This is a genomic window from Streptomyces sp. NPDC001450, from assembly GCF_053597295.1.
On record NZ_JBSFHY010000031.1, the window covers coordinates 78686 to 98484 of the forward strand.

The 19799-nt window shown below is 71.4% G+C and carries 19 protein-coding genes; 8 read left to right on the forward strand and 11 right to left on the reverse strand.

Annotation, left to right across the window (positions count from 1 at the left end):
- Window positions 1–7 precede the first annotated feature (7 nt).
- From ACWC5O_RS29850 to ACWC5O_RS29885, 8 genes are all read right to left on the reverse strand, one after another.
- A complete protein-coding gene (locus ACWC5O_RS29850; RefSeq protein WP_450584251.1) occupies window positions 8–877 on the reverse strand; it encodes a serine/threonine-protein kinase in 870 nt (289 codons plus the stop codon).
- Window positions 874–2694 carry an ABC transporter ATP-binding protein gene (locus ACWC5O_RS29855; RefSeq protein WP_450584249.1) on the reverse strand — a complete coding sequence of 607 codons (1821 nt, stop codon included), beginning with the start codon at window positions 2692–2694 and terminating at the stop codon, window positions 874–876. Before ACWC5O_RS29855 ends, ACWC5O_RS29850 begins: the two co-directional genes overlap by 4 nt.
- 74 nt (window positions 2695–2768) lie before the next feature.
- Window positions 2769–2939: a hypothetical protein gene (locus ACWC5O_RS29860; protein ID WP_450584248.1), complete on the reverse strand. Its 171-nt coding sequence runs from the start codon at window positions 2937–2939 to the stop codon at window positions 2769–2771.
- 115 nt (window positions 2940–3054) lie between these two features.
- Window positions 3055–3795 carry an FAD:protein FMN transferase gene (locus ACWC5O_RS29865; protein WP_450584246.1) on the reverse strand — a complete coding sequence of 247 codons (741 nt, stop codon included), beginning with the start codon at window positions 3793–3795 and terminating at the stop codon, window positions 3055–3057.
- 55 nt (window positions 3796–3850) lie between these two features.
- Window positions 3851–4684 (reverse strand): FMN-binding protein, encoded by an 834-nt coding sequence (locus ACWC5O_RS29870; protein WP_450781105.1) that lies wholly within the window; start codon window positions 4682–4684, stop codon window positions 3851–3853.
- Between the two features lie 17 nt (window positions 4685–4701).
- Window positions 4702–6084: a ferredoxin reductase family protein gene (locus ACWC5O_RS29875; RefSeq protein ID WP_450584241.1), complete on the reverse strand. Its 1383-nt coding sequence runs from the start codon at window positions 6082–6084 to the stop codon at window positions 4702–4704.
- Window positions 6085–6143: 59 nt separating this feature from the next.
- Window positions 6144–6602, reverse strand: coding sequence for an FMN-binding protein (locus ACWC5O_RS29880; RefSeq protein WP_450584239.1), 459 nt, complete (start codon window positions 6600–6602; stop codon window positions 6144–6146).
- A 16-nt stretch (window positions 6603–6618) separates the two neighbouring features.
- Window positions 6619–7971, reverse strand: a complete 1353-nt coding sequence (locus ACWC5O_RS29885; protein ID WP_450584237.1) for a ferredoxin reductase family protein — start codon at window positions 7969–7971, stop codon at window positions 6619–6621.
- A 155-nt stretch (window positions 7972–8126) separates the two neighbouring features.
- Here ACWC5O_RS29885 and ACWC5O_RS29890 point away from each other — a divergent pair, with 155 nt between their 5' ends.
- A complete protein-coding gene (locus ACWC5O_RS29890) occupies window positions 8127–8867 on the forward strand; it encodes a response regulator transcription factor (RefSeq protein WP_450584235.1) in 741 nt (246 codons plus the stop codon).
- Entirely contained in the window at window positions 8864–10345 is a 1482-nt protein-coding gene (locus tag ACWC5O_RS29895) for a sensor histidine kinase (protein ID WP_450584233.1), read from the forward strand. Before ACWC5O_RS29890 ends, ACWC5O_RS29895 begins: the two co-directional genes overlap by 4 nt.
- Here the strand turns inward: ACWC5O_RS29895 and ACWC5O_RS29900 are convergent.
- The 3 genes from ACWC5O_RS29900 to ACWC5O_RS29910 form a co-directional block, all read right to left on the reverse strand.
- A complete protein-coding gene (locus ACWC5O_RS29900) occupies window positions 10332–11030 on the reverse strand; it encodes a L,D-transpeptidase family protein (RefSeq protein WP_450584232.1) in 699 nt (232 codons plus the stop codon). The two genes, ACWC5O_RS29895 and ACWC5O_RS29900, sit on opposite strands and share 14 nt — an antisense overlap.
- Window positions 11031–11033: 3 nt before the next feature.
- Window positions 11034–11621: a pyridoxamine 5'-phosphate oxidase family protein gene (locus ACWC5O_RS29905; protein WP_450584230.1), complete on the reverse strand. Its 588-nt coding sequence runs from the start codon at window positions 11619–11621 to the stop codon at window positions 11034–11036.
- A 137-nt stretch (window positions 11622–11758) separates the two neighbouring features.
- Window positions 11759–12619: a hypothetical protein gene (locus tag ACWC5O_RS29910; protein WP_450584228.1), complete on the reverse strand. Its 861-nt coding sequence runs from the start codon at window positions 12617–12619 to the stop codon at window positions 11759–11761.
- 168 nt (window positions 12620–12787) lie between these two features.
- Between ACWC5O_RS29910 and ACWC5O_RS29915 the strand changes: the two genes are divergently transcribed.
- From ACWC5O_RS29915 to ACWC5O_RS29940, 6 genes are all read left to right on the forward strand, one after another.
- Window positions 12788–13990 carry an argininosuccinate synthase gene (locus tag ACWC5O_RS29915; RefSeq protein ID WP_450584226.1) on the forward strand — a complete coding sequence of 401 codons (1203 nt, stop codon included), beginning with the start codon at window positions 12788–12790 and terminating at the stop codon, window positions 13988–13990.
- Window positions 13991–14047: 57 nt separating this feature from the next.
- Window positions 14048–15478, forward strand: a complete 1431-nt coding sequence (gene argH, locus ACWC5O_RS29920; RefSeq protein WP_450584224.1) for an argininosuccinate lyase — start codon at window positions 14048–14050, stop codon at window positions 15476–15478.
- 195 nt (window positions 15479–15673) lie between these two features.
- Complete coding sequence (locus tag ACWC5O_RS29925; protein WP_450584222.1) at window positions 15674–16492, forward strand: alpha/beta fold hydrolase; 819 nt, start codon at window positions 15674–15676, stop codon at window positions 16490–16492.
- Window positions 16493–16583: 91 nt separating this feature from the next.
- Window positions 16584–17555: an aldo/keto reductase gene (locus ACWC5O_RS29930; RefSeq protein WP_450584220.1), complete on the forward strand. Its 972-nt coding sequence runs from the start codon at window positions 16584–16586 to the stop codon at window positions 17553–17555.
- 84 nt (window positions 17556–17639) lie between these two features.
- The gene (locus ACWC5O_RS29935; protein ID WP_450584218.1) at window positions 17640–18191 is read left to right on the forward strand and encodes a TetR/AcrR family transcriptional regulator; all 552 of its coding nucleotides are present in this window, start codon (window positions 17640–17642) and stop codon (window positions 18189–18191) included.
- Entirely contained in the window at window positions 18188–19711 is a 1524-nt protein-coding gene (locus ACWC5O_RS29940; protein WP_450584216.1) for an MFS transporter, read from the forward strand. Before ACWC5O_RS29935 ends, ACWC5O_RS29940 begins: the two co-directional genes overlap by 4 nt.
- Window positions 19712–19799: the final 88 nt, after the last annotated feature.

Consider the following 19799-nt stretch of genomic DNA (forward strand, 5'->3'; position numbering starts at 1 on the left):
GACGGCCTCAGGCGCGCGTGGTGTGGCGCCGGGGACCGGGCGCCGTCGCGTCGAGGACGGCGGCCAGTTCGGCGACGGTGGGCCGGGACGTCGGGTCTGGCCGCAGACAGCCGTCGACGGCGGCGGCGAGAGCGGCCGGCAGACGCCGCCGGGCCGTGACGGCCGGCGCGCTCCGCTCCAGCTGTGGACAGCGGTCCGCCCGCTGTCCCTCGCAGGACTGGTCCACAGCCCCGCCGCAGTCGAACGGCACGTCACCGCAGGCGACCTCGTACAGCGTGATGCCGATGCCCCACACGTCGGCCGCGGCCGTGAGCAGCCCGCCGCGGGCCTGTTCCGGAGCGAGGTAGCAGAGCGTGCCCAGGCCCGCCGGCGCGTTGCCGGGCGGCCGCGCGAGGCTCAGGTCCAGCACCTTCGCATGGCCGCAGTCCACCACCACGTTCGACGGCTTGAGGTCCAGGTGCAGCAGGCCCTGCCCGTGCAGGTAGTGCACCGCGGAACACAGCTGCACCCCGAGGACTGCCACGTCGGCGGCGGCCGGCCGCCGCGGCAACCGGCCGATCAGGTGGGACAGGGTCTCACCGGTCAGCGTCTCCAGGACGACGAGCGGCTCTGGCGACTCGAAGATCTCGTAGCCGCGCACCAGGTGGGGATGGGTGAACTCGCGCAGCCACCGGCCTTCCCGCAGCAGCCGCGCGCGCAGCCGGTCGTCGCCCAGCCGGTCGGGACGCACCGCCTTGATCACGCAACGGCAGGCCCGCTCCTCGCTCCAGGCGTCGTAGACGTCGAGCCAGCCGGTGCGGGTCAGATGCGCCAGGACCTCGTAGCCCGGGGCCGGTCTCGCGCCCGGTGCGAGGGGAGGCGGGGCGGGGTCGCTCACGACAGGACGCTCCCCTCCGGCGCGTGCAGCCGGTGGAGCCGGGCGTACGTCCCGCCGCGCCGCAGCAGGTCGTCGTGGGTGCCGTGCTCGACCACCCGGCCGCCGTCCAGCACCACGATGTGCGTGGCGTCGCGCACGGTCAGCAGGTTGTGGGAGATGACGACGGTCGTCCGCCCGGCCATGAGCCGGCGCAGCGGGTCCATGATCCGTCGGCCCGACCGGACGTCGAGTCCGGTGGTCGGCTCGTCCAGCAGCAGCACGGGCGCGTCCCTGATCATCGCGCGGGCGATGGCCAGGCGCTGGCGCTGTCCGCCGGAGAGCGTCCGGCCGCGCTGGCCGACCAGCGTGTCGTAGCCGTCCGGGAGCGCCTCGACGAACTCGTGGGCGTCAGCGGCGCGCGCCGCCGCCAGGATGTCCGCCTCCGTCGCCTCCGGCCGGCCGTACGCGATGTTCTCCCGCACGGTGCCGTGGAAGACGAGCGTCTCCTGCAGCACCACCGCGACGTTCTCCCGTACGTCGGCCAGGCGCAGGGTGCGCAGATCGGCCCCGTCGAGGCGGACCGCTCCCCGGTCGGGGTCGTAGAAGCGCAACTGCAGTTTCGCGACGGTGGACTTGCCGGCCCCGCTGGCCCCGACCAGTGCCAGCGTCTCCCCGGGTGCCACGTGGAAGGACACGTCCGACAGCGCCCAGGACGGGATGCCCGGATAGCGGAACCAGACGCCGTCGAACTCCACGTCACCGCGGGCCCGGCCGGTCCGCCGGGCGCCCGCGGCCTCGGTCACCTGCGGCTGCTGGTCCAGCAGCTCGATGATCCGTTCCGCCGAGGCGGACGCCGCGTAGAAGGTGGTGCCGAGGCGGGACAGGCTGCGGACCGGGCTGTAGAGCTTGCTGATCAGCGCCAGGAAGACCAGCAGCCCGCCCAGCGTGAGCTGGCCCTGGGCCAGCTTCCAGGTGCCCAGACCCATGACCGCGAGCCCGCCGGCGACCTCGATGACGTCGACGATGGGTCCGTAGACGCCACGGATCCGCGCCGAGGCCATCGCCGCCCGGAACCTGCCGATGTTCTCGCGCTCGAACCGCTGCTCCTCCCAGCCCTGCCGGTTGTACGCCTGCACCAGCGCGACGTTGCCCAGCGACTCCTCGGCGATCGCGCTGATCGAGCCGCTACGGCGCCTGCGCTCCCGGGAGGCCGCCTTGATCAGCTTGGAGAAGTGCCGGGCCGTGCCCCAGAACAGCGGCACGATGACGAGGGCGAGGAGGGTGAGATCCCACTGCAGGTAGAACAGCAGGCCGAGGAAGACGCCCAGGCTGATCACGTAGTAGAGGCCGTCCGCGACCCCGGAGAGCAGGAACGTCTCGACCGCGTCGACGTCGCCCGTGACACGCGAGAGCACGTCCCCGAGCCGCCGTCGCTCGAAGAATCCGAGCGACAGCCCTTGGACGTGCCGGAACACATCGGAGCGAAGAGTGAGCAGGAAGCGTTCGCTGACCCAGGTGGACGTCACGTCGTCGGCGTAGGCCAGCACGCCGGAACCGACGATGAGTCCCAGATAGGTGGGTGCGATCCACAGGAGCGGCCGCAGATCACGGGGGACGAGGACATCGTCCACGACGATCTTGAAGAGCCAGATCTCCCCGGCGTCGACGACGGGGCCGACCAGGCTGAAGAGCACGATGGGCACGAGCCAGCGCCGGCCACCGCGGGTGTACGGCCAGAACCGCCGGAACACCTCGCGCGGGGGCACCGGGGGCGCGGCCGCCACCACGGCGTCGGACGTCTCGCCCACCGACAGCAGCCGCCGAAGGACATGCGCCATGGCATGCGTTCCTCGGGGATCGGCGAAACGGACCGGGTCCTCTCGAATCCGGTCCGCTCAGCCTCCGTGTGCGATCAGTGGCCGTTGTGGCCGTGGCCGTGGCCGTTACGGTCGCCGTGGCCGTGACGGTCGCCGTGGCCACTGCCGTGGTCGTGGCGGTTGCCGTGCCGCGAAGAGTCGTGGCCCGACGAGTCATTGCCGTGGTCGCGGCGCTTCGCCGGCATCAGACTGCTGAAGATGGCCATATGTGTTCCTCCTGAAACTTGCCCCACAGGGGATACGTCCCAACGCGGAAGTTGGATGGCGTAATAGGGGCAACTTGGTAGAAACGTCAAAAATTCCCCGTTCCCGGGCCCGAGTTCAGCCGAGCCGCGCCGCCAGGCCGCCGGTGCATCGCACCTCGTCACCCGCTGTGATGAGCAGCGCCTCCACGTCCGGCAGCGACTCCAGCCACGCCAGCCCCGCCCGCGACCCCATGGCGAACGCCGCCGTGGCCCAGCAGTCCACCCATGTCAGCCGGGGCCCCACCACGGTCACCGCCACCAGGTCCGTCACCGCGGACCTGCCGGTACGCGGATCCACGATGTGGTCCCCGCGCTCCGCCGTGCCGGACGTCGCCACCGACAGCTCGTCCACTCCGGCCGCCGAGATCACCGCCGCCAGCCCGCCGGGGCGGAGCGGATCCGACACCCCGACCCGCCACGGCCGCTGCGGCTCCGGCGCGCCCAGCATCTGGACGTCACCGCCCCCGTTCACGCTGACGCCGCACACCCCGTCCACCGCCGCCAGCAGCCGCGCCGCCCGCTCCGCCGACCAGCCCTTCACGATCCCGGTCGGATCCAGCGACCCGCGGTACCGGGTGCTGAACCAGCCCTCGCTCACCCGCTCCGCCTCGGCCGCCAGCTCCAGCACCTCGGCCACCTCGGGAGCGCACTGCGCCACGGTCAGCTCACCCCGGGCCAGCCGCGACACCTCGCTGTCCTCGCGGTAGGTGGAGAAGAGCTCGTCGACCCGGTGCAGGCCCGCGACCGCCTCGTCCAGGGCCTGCCGTACCGCACGGGGTTCCCCGCCGCGGACGTCGAAGGAGAAGACGGTCCCCATGACCTCCTCCGCATGACGCACCGCGGCGGGAGCTTCAGCCGGCTCGGTCACCGTGTCAGCCACCGGCCTGGTCCAGCGCCGACTGCAGCGACTGCTTGTAGCCGGTGCTGGTGTAGGTGGCCCCGGAGACGGCGTCGATGTTCGCGGTCCCGGCCGCCACGGCCTCCTGGTTGAGCTTGGGCACGGCGAGCTGGGTCTTCTGGTCGCTGAGTCCGCCCTTGGGCGCCTGGACCGCGTCCGCCTTGGTGATCTTCCTGTCGCTGACCGTGATCCGGACCTGGACCGTGCCGTACGGGGTCTGGACGGCCTTGCCCGTGACGGTACGGGCCTGCGCCGCGCCCGACCCGGACGACGAGCCGGACGACGAGCCGGACGACGAGCCGGACGACGAGCCGGACGACGAGCCGGACGACGAGCCGGACGACGACCCCGAGGACGTCTTCATCTTGTCCAGCGCCGACTGCAGCGACTTCTTGTACCCCGTGCTCGTGTACGTCGCCCCGGACACCGCGTCGATCTGCGCACTCTGCGCCGCCACGGCCTCCTGGTTGAGCTTGGGCACGGCGAGCTGGGTCTTCTGGTCGCTGAGCCCGCCCTTGGGCGCCTGGACCGCCTCCGCCTTCGTGATCTTGCCGCCCGCGACGGTCAGCCGTACCTGTACGGCTCCGTACTGGGTCTGCGCCGCGTCTCCGGTCACCGTGCCGGTCCCGGCGGCCTGCGCCCCGCCCTGCGGTGACTCCTGCGCCGCCGCCGTCTGCTGCGGTGCCGCGCCCGCCGCCGAAGCGGCCGCCGGATCCGAGGCGGGCTTCAGCGACAGCAGCAGCACGACACCGGACACGGTGGCGGCCGTGGCCAGCACGACCCGCCGAATGGGGTGGCTCTTCCTCATCGCTTCGCAGCTCCCGCTCACATCTCGAACGACTCGTGGTGGATACGGCGCGCGGGGACTCCCGCGCCGCGCAGTGCCTCGTACACCGACTGCGCGAACCCGGGCGGGCCGCACATGAAGACATCGTGGTGATCGATGTCCGGGATCTTCCGCTGGAGGTTCTCCGCCGAGATGTCCGGCCGCTCGCCCTCGGGGCTGTTGACCGCGTACATCAGCCGGGCGCCGCGCTCGTCGGCGATCGCGGCCAGCTCGTCCCACAGGGCCAGGTCCTGGGTGGTGTTGGCCCGGTAGAGCAGGGTGATGTCACCGGCCGCGCCGGGCAGCGTCTCGAACAGCGCCCGCATCGGCGTGATGCCGACCCCGCCCGCGACCAGCAGCACCTTGCCCTTGCTGCGCCGCTGGGCGGTGAGCGCGCCGTACGGGCCCTCCGCCCACACCGGGGTGCCGGGCGTGAGTTCGCGCAGCCGGGCGCTGTGGTCACCGATCGCCTTCACCGTGATCCGCAGCATGTCGGGGCGGGGCGCCGCCGACAGCGAATACGGGTGCGAGCTGAACCGCATCCCGGGCGCGAGGAACCGCCAGCGGAAGAACTGGCCCGCCTCCGCGCCCATCCGGTGCAGCTTCCGGCCGCCGATCAGCACGGACACGATGCCCGGCGTCTCCTCGATCACCGCTTCCACCCGCATGCGGTGACGGAGGTTCAGCCGGATCGGGGTGAGGATCCGGTACCAGATCACCAGCGCGGTGACGGTGCCGTAGAGCCCGTACCAGAAGGTCTTGGCGGACGGCTCGACCGCGAAGTCGTTGCCGGTGGTGATCTGGTGCCAGAACGTCAGGAACACGGCCGCGTACGTCAGCAGGTGGACGTGGTACCAGGCGTCGTACGGCAGCCGGCGCCGGATCGGGCCGACCGACGTCAGGCCGATGACCACGAACAGGCCCGTGCCGATGCCGGCCTTGCCCATGTCCGGCAGCTGGTTGATGGAGTCGATGGTCTGCTGGACGATGTCGCCGAGCGACTTGCCGGCCTGGAGCGCGTACCCCCACATGGTGAGGAAGACGTGCGCGACGATCAGGCAGAGCGTGTAGCGGCCGCTCATCGCGTGCCAGCGGGCCACCCGGTCGGAGCCGACGCGCCGTTCGAGCGCCGGTACGCGCGCCATCTGCAGCACGACCAGCGCCATCAGGTAGCCGGCCAGCAGGCCGGTGATGCGGCCCGCGTTCAGGATCCTGCTGTTGTCGTCGGCGATGGACGGTGTGTTGTGCCACCAGAGCCACAGCACGGCCGCCGCACCGGCCCAGACCGCGAGCAGCAGCGGTACGGCCGGTGAGCGGCGCGGGCGGATGCGGCGCATCGTCTGGCGGCGGGCGGCACGTCCGCCTGCGAGCGTGGTGGTCACGGTTCCTCCGTGGGGACTTGACCCTTGGCCCACAGATACGTGTCGCATGCGCTGAGTGTTCAGAGGCCCGCGGAGTCGAGGGCGGACTGGAGTGACTGGCGGTAACCCTCGCTGGTGTACGTGGCTCCCGAGACCGTGTCGATCTGCGCGCTCTGGGCGGCCAGCGCCTCGCGCCGCAGCTGCGGCAGGGCGTAGCCGTTGATCTCCTGGTCGCGCGGGTTGTCCTTCGGGTAGCTGACGGCCGTCACGTTCGTGAGCTTGCCACTCTTGATCGTCACCCGCACCCGGACCGGGCCCCACCGGGTCTGGACGGTGTCGCCGGTGACCGTCTTCTTCCCCGAGGTGGAACCGGACCTCTGGCTCGAACTGCTCGACGTCGTGGGTGACTTGGTGCTCGCCGTCGCCAGCGTGGGGCTCGTGTGCGGCTTCATCGAGAGCAGCAGCACCATCCCGGAGACAGTGGCGGCACTCGCCAGCACGATGCGGCGGAGCGGGCGGTTCTTGTTCAACGCGTGCACGCGGGCCTCACAGCTCTCACAGTTCGAAGGACTCGTGGTGGATACGACGGTCCGGGACCCCGGCCGTCCGCAGGGCGCCGTACACGTCCTGGGCGAAGCCGTGCGGGCCGCAGATGTACACGTCGTGGCCCGCCAGCCCGGGGAAGGCCGCGCGCAGCGACTGAGCCGTGATGTTCGGCCGCTCCCCGCGCGGCCCGTTGAGCGCGTACAGCACCTGCGCGCCCCGCCAGCGGGCGATCGCCTCCAGCTCGCTGCGGAGCGCCAGGTCCTCGGCGCCGCGCGCCCGGTAGAGCAGGGTGACCTCGCCGGGCAGCGTCTCGAACAGCGCCCGCAGCGGGGTGATGCCGACACCGGCCGCGATCAGCAGGGACCGCTGCCGGGTGGCGCGGTCGGCGGTCAGGGAGCCGTACGGGCCCTCCGCCCACACCCGGGTGCCCGGCCGCAGCAGCGGGACGGCCGCGCTGTGGTCGCCGAGCGCCTTGACCGTGATCCGCAACTGGTCCGGGCGCGGCGGCGCCGACAGGGAGTACGGCGTCGACGTCCAGCCCATGCCCTCGCCGAGGAACCGCCAGCGGAAGAACTGCCCCGGCCGCGCGCCCAGCTCGTCCAGGTGCCGCCCGCGTACGATCACCGAGTACACGCCCGGCGCCTCCTTGTGCACTGCCTCCACACGCAGCTGGTGCCGCCGGTTGAGGCGGACCGGGGCGAGGACGCGGAACCACAGCACCAGGGCCGCCACCCCGAGGTACAGCGCGTACCAGAAGGCGGTGGCCACCGGCTTGCCGTTGAATTCCTCGCCCAGCGCCAGCTGGTGCCCGAAGGAGAGGAAGACGGCCGCGTAGGTGAGGAGGTGGACGTAGTACCAGAATTCGTAGCTGGTGCGGCGGCGCACGGCGCGCGCCGAGGTGACGCCGACCGCGAAGAGGATCACCGTGCCGGCGGTGGCCTTGAGCATCTCCGGGTAGTCCAGTACCACGGTGACCGCCTCGTGCCACAGGGAGGCCCGGTCCTGGGCGGCGTACCCGGCCAGGATCAGCACGACGTGCGCGACGAGCAGACAGACGGTGTACCGGCCGGCCATCGCGTGCCAGCGGGCCACCCGGTCGGAGCCGATCCGCACCTCCAGCAGCGGCACCCGCGCCATCAGGCCGACCAGCACCGCGCAGGCGTACCCGCACAGAAGTCCGGCGATCCGCCCTGCCCCGGTCAGCCAACCCGCCGCACCGACCACGGCGCCCGTGTCCGCCCACCAGAGCGCGACCACGGCTGCCGCTCCCGCCCACAGCACGGCCAGCACGGGCCCCGCGGGGGAGCGCCGTGCGGTCAGGGGCCGGGGCGGGGCCGCCCGCCCCGCATCCACGGTGGTCATGAATACGTCGTCCCTTCGTCCGTCCTGCCAGGCCACTGTGCGGTCCGAAGCTCTGAGGGACCTCTGAGCGGGCGCCGCACCCCACTGACTCAGAGGAAACTCAGAGCCGCCCGGGCAGACGGGTTCCCCGCGCACGAGCGATGCTGGTAAACGCGATGAACACCACCCGGTCCGGCCGCCCGGCCCTCACCCGACCCGACGGCACCCCGCTGCGCGTCCTCGTCGTCGACGACGACCCCGACCTCGCGGAGGTGCTCACCGGCGCCCTGCGCTACGAGGGCTGGGAGGTGCGCGCGGCCGGTGACGGCGCCTCCGCGGTCACCGCCGCGCGCGAGCTGCTGCCCGACGCCGTCGTCCTGGACGTGATGCTCCCGGACACCGACGGCTTCGCGGTGCTGCGCCGCCTGCACGAGGTGAAACCGGACGTCTGTGTGCTCTTTCTCACCGCCCGGGACGCGGTCGAGGACCGCATCGCCGGCATCACGGCGGGCGGCGACGACTACGTCACCAAGCCCTTCAGCCTGGAGGAGGTCGTCGCCCGGCTGCGCGGACTGCTGCGCCGCGCAGGCATGGCCCGCCAGCTGGAGGAGGGGCCGCGGCTGACCGTGGGCGACCTGGTCATGGACGAGGAGGCCCGCGAGGTGACCCGGAACGGCGAGCTGATCGAACTCTCGCCGACCGAGTTCGAACTCCTCCGCTTCCTGATGCGCAACCCGCGCCGGGTGCTGAGCAAGACCCAGATCCTCGACCGGGTGTGGTCCTACGACTTCGGCGGCCGGGCCCATGTGGTCGAGCTGTACATCTCCTACCTGCGCAAGAAGGTGGACGCGGGCCGCGAACCCATGATCCACACGGTCCGCGGCGCGGGCTACGTCCTGAAGCCGGTGTCCCAGTGAGGTCCGTACGAGACCTGCCCCGCCCGCGCACCCTGCGCGCCCGGCTCACCTTCGCTCTGGTGGTCCTGCTCGCGGTGAGCTGCGCGGCCGTGGGACTCGCCGCGGTCGTCGAGCTGAACGGCTTCCTCACCCAGCGCCTCGACGAACAGCTCACCCAGGTCGGCACCCGGTTCCCGGAGAGCCTGGAGCACCCCGGCCGCGTGCCCGACGACCACGACGGCGACGAGCACGGCGACACCCGCCGCCTGGCCACCGGCACCTTCGGCGCCCGCCTGCTGAACGGCCAGGTCACCAACCAGGGCCTCATCCGCTCCGGCGACCCGTCCACGGAACTGAACGTGGACCTCACCGCCGGGGACCGGAGGCGGCTGGCGGCCGTACCGGTCGACGGCAGACCCCACACCGTCGACCTCTCCGTCCTGGAGGACTACCGGGTCGTCGCCGTTTCGGGACGGGACGGAGACGTCCTGATGGTCGGCCTGCCGCTGGAGCCGGTCGAGGCCGCCGTCCACCGCCTGGAACTGGTGGCCGGCATCGTCTTCGGCCTCGCCCTGGTGGCGACCGGCGTGGCCGGGGCCTTCTGGGTCCGCTGGTCGCTGCGCCCGCTGAGCAGGGTCGCGGCGACCGCCACCCGGGTCAGCGAACTGCCGCTCGCCAGCGGCGAGGTGGCCCTGCCGCCGCGGGCCCCGGAACCCGACTCCCGCAGCGAGGTCGGCCGGGTGGCGGCCGCCTTCAACCGCATGCTGGGCCACGTCGAGGGCGCCCTGACCAAACGCCACGCCAGCGAGGAGCGGCTGCGCCGCTTCGCCGCCGACGCCAGCCACGAGCTGCGCACCCCGGTCGCCTCGGTCCGCGGCCACGCCGAGCTGGCCCTCCTGCACCCGGGGCCGGTCCCGCCGGAGGTGACCCGCGCCCTGGAGCGCATCGCCGCCGAGTCCTCCCGCATGGGAGAGATGGTCGACGACCTGCTCCTGCTGGCCCGCCTCGACGCGGGCCGCCCGCTGGAGCGTCGCCCCGTCGACCTGACCCACCTGGTCCTGGACGCGGTGACGGACGCCCGGGCCGCCGGCCCCGACCACCGCTGGACCCTGGACCTGCCGGAGGAGCCGGTCACGGTCACGGGCGACACCCACCGCCTGCAACAGGTGTTGGCCAACCTGTTGGCCAACGCGCGTGTGCACACACCCGTTGGCACGAAGGTGACGGTGACCCTGGAAACCGAGGACGGCTCGGCCCACCTCTCGGTGCACGACGACGGCCCCGGCGTCCCCAAGGAAGTTCAGCCAGGTGTCTTCGAGCGCTTCACCCGCGCGGAGCACCGCCGCCGCCAGGACGCCCCCGGCGGCGGCGCGGGCCTGGGCCTGTCGATCGTGGCGGCGGTGGTGGAGGCGCACGGGGGAAGCGTCGGGCTGGAGAGCAGGCCGGGGGCGACGACGTTCACCGTAAGGCTGCCCCTGGGCGAGGTCAGTAACGGGTGATGGCCGTGGCGCCGTCCGTGGTGCCGATCGCGACATGCGGTTGCCTGCCGGGGTCCGCCCACTTCAGGATCCGCTGCATCGCATCCTCGGGTACGGACACGCAACCGGCGGTGGCCGCCTTCCCGTTGACGTGCAGAAAGATCCCGGCCCCCCGCCCTCGCACCGGCCCGTCGTAGTTGAACCCGATGACAAGCCCGTACGCGTACTGCGACCCGTAGGAGCTGAGCTGCTCCGACTCCGAGGCGCGGCAGTCGGCCGGAAGCGGATCCACCCAGCGGTTGTAGGAGGTGGAGTCGGCGTCCTGGCACCACCAGGAACTCTCCTTCACCGCCCGGTACTCGACCCGCGTCCCGCTCGGCGCCGCCTTGATGCCGAAGGCGAACGGAAGGCGGTACAGCCCGGTCGGCGTGGTGTTCGTCCCCTGCTTCCGCGACTGTCCCTCCACCAGCCCCTTCGCCCCGAACCGCGCAGGCGCGGACCCGGCCTGGACCCACTGCCCGTCCCGCAGGTCCCACCACGTGACCGTACCGGACGTCGCGTCGGTGTCCGGCGCCTGAGCGGTGATCAGCTGGGTGCCGCCCCCGCTGTCCGCCATCTGCGAGGGCAACGGCACCGGCCCCGGCCCGGGCACGAAGCCGAGCACGCAGACGGACGCGGACACGAGGGCGACGACACTGGGGCGCATGACTCAGACGGTAGACGGCGGGAGCGGCAACGGCAGCCCGGGTAGTCCGTCCAGGCTCGTCGCGATGTGCTCCTTCTTGGTGAAGTAGGCGCTCAGCGAGTCGTCGTCCTCGCGGGCGAAGCGCTTGGCGTGCAGGTCGCGGTCCTCCTCGTAGGTCATGTGGGGGACGGCGTATCCGCAGCTGTCCCGCACCAGTTCGGCGTGGACGACGATGACCGCGCGCAGCCCGTGCAGGCTCGGGTCGATGTCCGGGAAGTGGGTGACCAGTTCCTTGAAGCGCGGGTCGTCCCGGAAGACCGCCTCGCCCCGGCCGTGCACCCGCACGATGTTCGGCGGGCCCTGGAAGGCGCACCACATGAGGGTGATCCGGCCGTTCTCCCGCAGGTGCGCGACGGTCTCGGCGTTGGACCCGGCGAAGTCGAGATACGCCACGGTGAGTTCGTCCAGCACCACGAACGAGCCCTTGAGGCCCTTGGGGGAGAGGTTGACCGTGCCGTCGCCGGAGAGCGGCGCGGTCGCCGTGAAAAAGAGGGGCTGCTCCTCGATGAACGTCCGGAGCCGTCCGTCTATGCGCTCATAGATCTTTCCCATGTCTAACGATTATCTACGGAAGTCGTTCGTTCGTCTAAGGAATTGCCGGATCGGCTCGGCCGGGTCCGCTCGGCCGGCTCCGCCGCGGCCGCCCCGGCCGGCGCTGTCCAACGGGGCGGCCGCGGCGGCCTGTCACCTCACTTGGTGAGCGTGCAGGCGGCCAGCGCGTCCAGGCCGGCCGGCTTGGTCCCCTTGCGGCCGATGGCGATGGCGATGCGGTCGATGGTGGAGACCCGCTTGTCCTTGAGGGGGCCGAGGATCGCGTTGTTGACGAAGTTCGGCCCGCCCTGGCCCACGGTGTTCTTCAGTCGCGTGTCGGCCTCCTGGATCTGGGTCTGCAGCAGGGCCAGGTTGCGGTCGACCTCGGCCTTCGCGGAAGCCGGGACGGCCGGCAGCTTGGAGGCCACGTCCGGGCAGGTGATCGTGCCCGCCGCAGTGCTCCCGCCCGCCGCGGCCCCGCCGCCCGACTGCTGGTTCGCCGCGGTGTTCGGGGCCGCGGCGGCGGACGCCTGGCCGCCGCCCGCGTTCGCACCACCGCTCTGGGCCCCGCCCGCGTTCAGGGCGCAGGGCGCCAGCGCGTCCAGGCCGGCCGGCTTGGTCCCCTTGCGGCCGATGGCGATGGCGATGCGGTCGATGGTGGAGACCCGCTTGTCCTTGAGGGGGCCGAGGATCGCGTTGTTGACGAAGTTCGGCCCGCCCTGGCCCACGGTGTTCTTCAGTCGCGTGTCGGCCTCCTGGATCTGGGTCTGGAGGAGGGCGAGGTTGCGGTCGACCTCGGCCTGGGCGGAGGCCGGAATCGCGGGCAGCTTCGACTTCACGTCGGGGCAGGTGATGGTGCCCGGGTCCGCCAGGGTGCGCGCGCTCTGGGTGGTGCCGTGCTTGGACGACTCCCCGGCGAGGGCCGAACCTGCGATGACCGCGCCGGAGAGCACCACGGCGGCAGCGCCGCCGATGATCGCCACGCGACGCTTGTTGTACTTCGGAAGTGCCCTGGACATGCGACTGCCTCACTTGGGTCAGGAGTGGGTTGTGATCAACGCGGCGCCAGCGTTCGGTGGGAAGTACGAGAAAGCGGTTGCTGTTGTTCAGTCGACCCGAGAATTGACGAATCATGCAGAGCTCTGCATAATCATGCATGTCAGCAAGTGCAGTGTGAGGAGAAACCCGTGACCGAGCGCGTCGTACTCGCCTATTCGGGCGGTCTGGACACCTCCGTCGCGATCGGCTGGATCGCCGAGGAGACGGGCGCCGAGGTCATCGCCGTCGCGGTGGACGTCGGCCAGGGCGGCGAGGACCTGGACGTCATCCGCAAGCGCGCCCTCGCCTGCGGTGCTGTCGAGGCCGAGGTCGCGGACGCCAAGGACGAGTTCGCCGAGGAGTACTGCCTCCCGGCGATCAAGGCCAACGCCCTCTACATGGACCGCTACCCGCTGGTCTCGGCCCTCTCCCGGCCGACGATCGTCAAGCACCTCGTCGCCGCCGCCAAGAAGCACGGCGCCACCACGGTCGCCCACGGCTGCACCGGCAAGGGCAACGACCAGGTCCGCTTCGAAGCCGGCATCGTCGCCCTCGCCCCCGACCTGAAGTGCATCGCCCCCGTCCGCGACTACGCGATGACCCGCGACAAGGCGATCGCCTTCTGCGAGGAGAAGCGGCTCCCGATCGCCACCACCAAGAAGTCCCCGTACTCCATCGACCAGAACGTCTTCGGGCGCGCGGTCGAGACGGGCTTCCTGGAGGACATCTGGAACGCGCCGATCGAGGACATCTACGAGTACACGCAGAACCCGGCCGTGGCCCGCGAGGCCGACGAGGTGATCATCACCTTCAAGGAGGGCGTCCCGGTCGCCGTCGACGGCAAGCCCGTCACCGTCCTGCAGGCCGTCCAGCAGCTCAACGAGCGCGCCGGTGCCCAGGGCATCGGCCGGATCGACATGGTCGAGGACCGGCTCGTGGGCATCAAGTCCCGCGAGGTGTACGAGGCTCCCGGCGCGATCGCCCTGATCACCGCCCACCAGGAGCTGGAGAGCGTCACCGTCGAGCGTGAGCTGGCCCGCTACAAGCGGCAGGTCGAGCAGCGCTGGGGCGAACTGGTCTACGACGGCCAGTGGTTCTCCCCGCTCAAGCGCGCCCTGGAAGGCTTCATCAACGAGGCCAACCAGCACGTCTCCGGCGACATCCGGATGACCCTGCACGGCGGTCGCGCGGTCGTCACGGGCCGGCGCTCGGACTCGTCGCTGTACGACTTCAACCTCGCCACCTACGACACCGGCGACACCTTCGACCAGGCGGCGGCCAAGGGCTTCATCGACATCTACAGCCTGTCGTCGAAGATCGCGGCACGGCGTGATCTCGCAGGCGGAGCCTGACGCCGGCCTGGCCCGAGTACGGTTCGGACATCCACACCTTCTCTAGGAGCAGCGCAAGTGAGCAGCAACAGCGGTGACGTACGGCTCTGGGGCGCCCGTTTCGCCGACGGTCCCGCCGAAGCCCTGGCCAAGCTGTCCGCGTCCGTCCACTTCGACTGGCGGCTCGCGCCCTACGACATCGCCGGTTCACGCGCCCACGCGCGCGTGCTGCACAAGGCGGGGCTGCTCTCCGAGGACGAGGTGACCCGCATGATCGCCGGGCTCGACCAGCTGGAGGCGGACGTCGCGAACGGCTCCTTCGTGGGCACGATCGCCGACGAGGACGTCCACACCGCCCTGGAGCGGGGCCTGCTGGAGCGGCTCGGCCCCGACCTCGGCGGCAAGCTGCGCGCCGGCCGTTCCCGCAACGACCAGATCGCCACCCTCTTCCGCATGTACCTGCGGGACCACGCCCGGATCATCGGCGGCCTGATCGCCGAACTCCAGGACGCGCTGATCGGCCTCGCCGAGGCCCACCCGGACGTGGCCATGCCGGGCCGTACCCACCTCCAGCACGCCCAGCCGGTGCTCTTCGCCCACCACGTCCTGGCCCACGTCCAGTCCCTCTCCCGGGACGCCGAGCGGCTGCGCCAGTGGGACGAGCGGACGGCCGTGTCGCCGTACGGCTCCGGCGCCCTCGCGGGCTCCTCGCTCGGCCTGGACCCGGAGGCGGTCGCCGAGGACCTCGGCTTCGAGCACGGCAGTGTCGGCAACTCCATCGACGGCACGGCCTCCCGTGACTTCGTCGCCGAGTTCGCCTTCATCACCGCGATGATCGGCGTGAACCTCTCCCGGATCTCCGAGGAGATCATCATCTGGAACACGAAGGAGTTCTCCTTCGTGACCCTGCACGACGCGTTCTCCACGGGCTCGTCGATCATGCCGCAGAAGAAGAACCCGGACATCGCGGAGCTGGCGCGTGGCAAGTCGGGCCGCCTGATCGGCAACCTGACCGGTCTCATGGCCACGCTCAAGGCCCTGCCGCTCGCCTACAACCGCGACCTCCAGGAGGACAAGGAGCCGGTCTTCGACTCCTGCGACCAGCTGGAGGTCCTGCTGCCCGCCTTCACCGGCATGATCGCCACGCTCACGGTCAACCGCGAGCGCATGGAGGAGCTGGCCCCGGCCGGCTTCTCGCTCGCCACCGACATCGCCGAGTGGCTGGTCAAGCAGGGCGTGCCGTTCCGCGTGGCCCACGAGGTCGCGGGGGAGTGCGTGAAGGTCGCGGAGGCCGAGGGCAAGGAACTGGACGAGCTGTCCGACGAGCAGTTCGCGAAGATCTCCGCCCACCTGACCCCCGAGGTCCGCACGGTCCTCAACGTCCCCGGCGCCCTCGCCTCCCGCAACGGCCGCGGCGGTACGGCACCCAGCGCGGTCGCCGTCCAGCTCACCGAGGTCAAGGCGGACGTGGCGGCACAGCACGGGTGGGCGACGGCCAAGCAGGCCTGACGGCCGGACCGCAGCAGACAGCAGGGCCCGGACATCGCGTCCGGGCCCTGCCTGCAGTCCGGACCGCTCGGTAACGGATGGAATTCGGCCACTGGCCGAAACCTTGACTTGCCCTTACTTGGAGGTAAGCATTCCGGTTACCCGGTCGGCAATGCCGAACGCCGGTCGATCGCAGCCGAGCATGAAAGGGACGTCATGCGCGCACGACGTACAAAACGAACGGCCCGCCTTCTCGCCGTCACCGCCGTAGCGGCGCTGTGCGCCCTCGGCCTCACGGCCCCCGCGAGCGCCGCCGACACCCCGCCGCCCGGCGCCAACGACTGGTCCTGCAAGCCGGACTCCGCCCACCCGCAGCCCGTGGTCCTGGTGAACGGCACCTTCAAGACCTCGTACGAGAACTGGCTGACCCTGTCGCCCGCGCTGGCGAACGCCGGTTACTGCGTCTTCTCCTTCGAGTACGGCGACCTGGAGACCGCCCCGATCCCGGACTCGGCGGCCGAACTGCGGGACTTCGTGAACGCCGTGCTCGGTGCGACCGGCGCGAAGAAGGTCGACATCGTCGGCCACAGTCAGGGCGGCATGATGCCCCGCTACTACGTCAAGTACCTCGGCGGCGCGACCAAGGTCGACGACCTCGTGGGCATCGTGCCCTCCAACCACGGCACCACCAACCCGCTCGCCCTCGCGGCCGGCGCCACCGTCTGCCCCTCCTGCGTCGACCAGACCGCCGGTTCGGACTTCCTGCAGCAGCTCAACTCCGACCCGGAGACCCCGGTGGGCCCCGACTACACGGCGATCGCCACCAAGTACGACGAGGTCGTGGTGCCGTACACCAGCGCCTTCCTCAAAGGCCCGGACTCGTACGTGACCAACGTCCTCCTTCAGGACCGCTGTCCGCTCGACACCACCGAACACGACCAGGCGCCCAAGTCGCCGCTGGTCGAGCAGTGGGTGTTCAATGCCCTGGAGCACGACGGACCGGCCGACCCCACCTTCGTGCCGCGCTGCGTCTAGGGCGGGCTGAACCCCACGGGGCTGGGTAGATTGGTGCGAGATCCCCCCTCCTGGTGCGGGATCTCCTCCGCCGATCGTGCAGGGAGTCGCCATGCCCTTCAGTCGCCTGGCCCACGCGACCACGCCCACCGCACACATCGGCCTCGGCCTTGCCGCCGTCGGCCGCCCTGGCTACATCAACCTGGGCCGCGAGGAGGACCTCCCGCAGGTCCGCAGCGTCGACGCCCTGCGCGACCGCACCCATGACCTGCTCGACGCCGCCTACGCCCAGGGCGTGCGCTACTTCGACGTCGCCCGCTCCTACGGCCGCTCCGAGGAGTTCCTCGCCGACTGGCTGAACGCCCGCCCGGACATCGACGACGTGGTCGTCGGCAGCAAGTGGGGCTACACCTACACCGCCGGCTGGTCCACCGACGCCGAGCAGCACGAAGTGAAGGACCACAGCCTGGCGACGTACGAGCGCCAGCGCGCCGAGACCGACGCGCTGCTCGGCGACCGGCTCGACCTCTACCAGATCCACTCGGTGACCCCGGACAGCCCGGCCCTCACCGACAAGGAACTCCACGCCGAACTCGCCGAGGCCGCGGCCGGGGGCCTGACCATCGGCTTCTCCACCAGCGGCCCCGCCCAGGCCGACGCGATCCGCGCCGCCCTCGCCGTGCGGGTCGAGGGCGAGCCCCTCTTCCGTACCGTCCAGTCGACGTACAACGCCCTCGAGACCTCGGCCGGACCCGCGCTCGCCGAGGCGCACGACGCGGGACTCACCGTGATCGTCAAGGAGGGCATGGCCAACGGCCGCCTCGCCGCACAGAGCGCCCCGGACGCGCTGAAGGCCGTGGCCGAGGAGACCGACCTCGGCTGCGACGCCGTCGCCCTCGCCCTGATCCTGCGCCAGCCCTGGGCGGGTGTCGTCCTCTCCGGTGCCGCGACCGTCACCCAGCTCGCCTCCAACCTCCACGCGCCCGTCGTGGACCTGGACGTGGACCAGTTGACCCGCCTCGCCACGCTGGTGGAGGCCCCGGGCACCTACTGGGAGCGGCGCGGACAACTGCCCTGGCACTGACCGATCACCTCTGCTGACCAGCGGCTACGAGTCAGGCATACCTATGATGAGACAAAGATGTCTCACTTGGGTTATGGTTGTCTCATGGCCCTGGATCGTGACCACGTGCTGCGCAGCGCAGCCGCCCTGCTGACCCGTAAGTCCACGGCGACCATGGACGAGGTCGCCAAGGCCGCCGGGATCAGCCGGGCCACGCTGCACCGCCACTTCGCCGGGCGCGACGCACTCGTACGGGCGCTGGAGGCGCTCGGCATCGCGGAGTGCGAGGCGGCCCTGGACACGGCCCGCCTGGACGAGGATTCCGCGGGTGAGGCCGTGCACCGCCTGGTCCGGGCGTTCGAACCCTCGGCCGCTCTGCTCGCCTTCCTCTACACCGAGAACCAGCTGTTCGAGGGCGAGGAGCAGAACCAGGGCTGGGCCCGCATCGACGAACGCGTCACGGCTCTGTTCCGGCGCGGCCAGGAGAGCGGCGAGTTCCGTATCGACCTCACCCCGGCCTGGCTCACCGAGGCGCTGTACGGCCTGCTGGCCTCCGGTGCCTGGGCGGTCGCGGAAGGCCGCGTCGCCCCCAGGGACTTCACCCACATGATCGTCGAGCTGCTGCTCGGCGGCGCACTGAGAAGAGAGGAATCATGACCAGCACCGTGCAGCCGGCGCGCGCGGCGGAGGTGGAGAAGCGCCCGGGCCGCTGGCTCGCGCTCTGCGTCCTCGTCCTGGCCGTGCTGCTGGTGGCCGTCGACGCCACCGTCCTCGGCCTCGCGACCCCCTACATCAGCGAAGACCTCAACCCCTCCGGCACCCAGCTCCTGTGGATCGGTGACGTCTACTCCTTCGTCATCGCCGGTCTACTGGTCTCCATGGGCAGCCTCGGCGACCGCATCGGCCGCAAGCGGATCCTGCTGGTCGGCGCAACGGCGTTCGGCGCGATATCCGTCCTGAACGCGTACGCGACCACGCCCGGACTCCTGATCCTTGCGCGGGCCCTGCTCGGTGTCGCCGGCGCGACCCTGATGCCCGCCACCCTCGCCCTGATCCGCAACCTCTTCCACGACCCGCGCGAGCGCAGCCTCGCCGTCGGTATCTGGGGCGCCACCGCCTCCGCCGGTACGGCTGTGGGCCCCATCGTGGGCGGCTTCCTCCTCGAGCACTTCTGGTGGGGCTCGGTCTTCCTGATCAACCTGCCGGTGATGGCGGTCCTGGTACTCGTCGGCATCCGCTCGCTGCCCGAGTCCCGCAACCCGAACCCCGGCCCCTGGGACCTGATCAGCGTCGTCCTGTCGCTGGTCGGCATGATCGGCCTGGTGTACGCGGTCAAGGAGGCGGCCACCCACGGCCTCACCGGGCCCACGCTCGCCGCGGCCCTGCTGGGCGCGTCGGCCCTCTACGGCTTCGTGCACCGCCAGCTCACCATGCCGACCCCGCTGCTGGACATGCGTCTGTTCCGGCGCCGCGGCTTCAGCGGAGCCGTCCTTGCCGACCTGCTGACCGTACTGGGCATGTCCGGCCTGGTGTTCTTCCTCTCCCAGTTCCTGCAACTGGTCCAGGGCAGGAGCCCCTTCGAGGCGGGCCTGGCCGAACTGCCCGCCGCCGTAGGCGCGGTGGCGGCCGGCCTGATCGCGGGCCGCGCGGCCCGCCGCTTCTCGGTCCGGGCCGTGGTCTCGGGCGGACTCGCCGCCGTGGGCGTCGCCCTCGCCGTCCTCACGACCGTGGGCCGGTCGACGGGCTACCCGGTCCTCGGTGCCGCGCTCCTGGTCGTCGGTATCGGCGCCGGCTTCTCCTTCACGGTGACGGCCGACGTGATCCTCTCCAGCGTGCCCAAGGACCAGGCGGGCGCCGCCTCCGCGGTCTCCGAGACGGCGTACGAACTGGGCGCGGCCCTCGGCATCGCCCTGCTCGGCTCGATCGTGACCGGCGTCTACCGCGGCTTCGCGGGCCCGGCCGGAACCCCGGCTGCGGCCCACGAGTCACTGGGAGCGGCGGTGGAGGCATCGACGACGATGCCTCCGCACACGGCGGAGTCTCTCCTGGACGCGGCAAGCAGCTCTTTCGTCCAGGGACTGCAGATCGCCTCCGCCGCAGGAGCGGCAGTCCTGCTGGCAACGGCGGCGGCGGCATGGTTCCTGCTGAGGGGGCAGAAACTGGAAAGCGCAGGGTAGGCGGAACTCCCTTGGGGCGCGGGGCTGTATCGATGTGCGGCTCCGCCGCGTGGGCGCGACCGGCCCCCACGCACCCGCACTTGAAAAC

Bases quoted from the DNA above. Each gene is read 5' to 3' on its own strand.
- ACWC5O_RS29855 (WP_450584249.1), bottom strand. From the start codon at position 2,694: ATGGCGCATGTCCTTCGGCGGCTGCTGTCGGTGGGCGAGACGTCCGAC.
- ACWC5O_RS29860 (WP_450584248.1), bottom strand. From the start codon at position 2,939: ATGGCCATCTTCAGCAGTCTGATGCCGGCGAAGCGCCGCGACCACGGC.
- ACWC5O_RS29865 (WP_450584246.1), bottom strand. From the start codon at position 3,795: ATGGGGACCGTCTTCTCCTTCGACGTCCGCGGCGGGGAACCCCGTGCG.
- ACWC5O_RS29870 (WP_450781105.1), bottom strand. From the start codon at position 4,684: ATGAGGAAGAGCCACCCCATTCGGCGGGTCGTGCTGGCCACGGCCGCC.
- ACWC5O_RS29885 (WP_450584237.1), bottom strand. From the start codon at position 7,971: ATGACCACCGTGGATGCGGGGCGGGCGGCCCCGCCCCGGCCCCTGACC.
- ACWC5O_RS29890 (WP_450584235.1), top strand. From the start codon at position 8,127: ATGAACACCACCCGGTCCGGCCGCCCGGCCCTCACCCGACCCGACGGC.
- ACWC5O_RS29900 (WP_450584232.1), bottom strand. From the start codon at position 11,030: ATGCGCCCCAGTGTCGTCGCCCTCGTGTCCGCGTCCGTCTGCGTGCTC.
- ACWC5O_RS29905 (WP_450584230.1), bottom strand. From the start codon at position 11,621: ATGGGAAAGATCTATGAGCGCATAGACGGACGGCTCCGGACGTTCATC.
- ACWC5O_RS29910 (WP_450584228.1), bottom strand. From the start codon at position 12,619: ATGTCCAGGGCACTTCCGAAGTACAACAAGCGTCGCGTGGCGATCATC.
- ACWC5O_RS29925 (WP_450584222.1), top strand. From the start codon at position 15,674: ATGCGCGCACGACGTACAAAACGAACGGCCCGCCTTCTCGCCGTCACC.
- ACWC5O_RS29930 (WP_450584220.1), top strand. From the start codon at position 16,584: ATGCCCTTCAGTCGCCTGGCCCACGCGACCACGCCCACCGCACACATC.
- ACWC5O_RS29935 (WP_450584218.1), top strand. From the start codon at position 17,640: ATGGCCCTGGATCGTGACCACGTGCTGCGCAGCGCAGCCGCCCTGCTG.
- ACWC5O_RS29940 (WP_450584216.1), top strand. From the start codon at position 18,188: ATGACCAGCACCGTGCAGCCGGCGCGCGCGGCGGAGGTGGAGAAGCGC.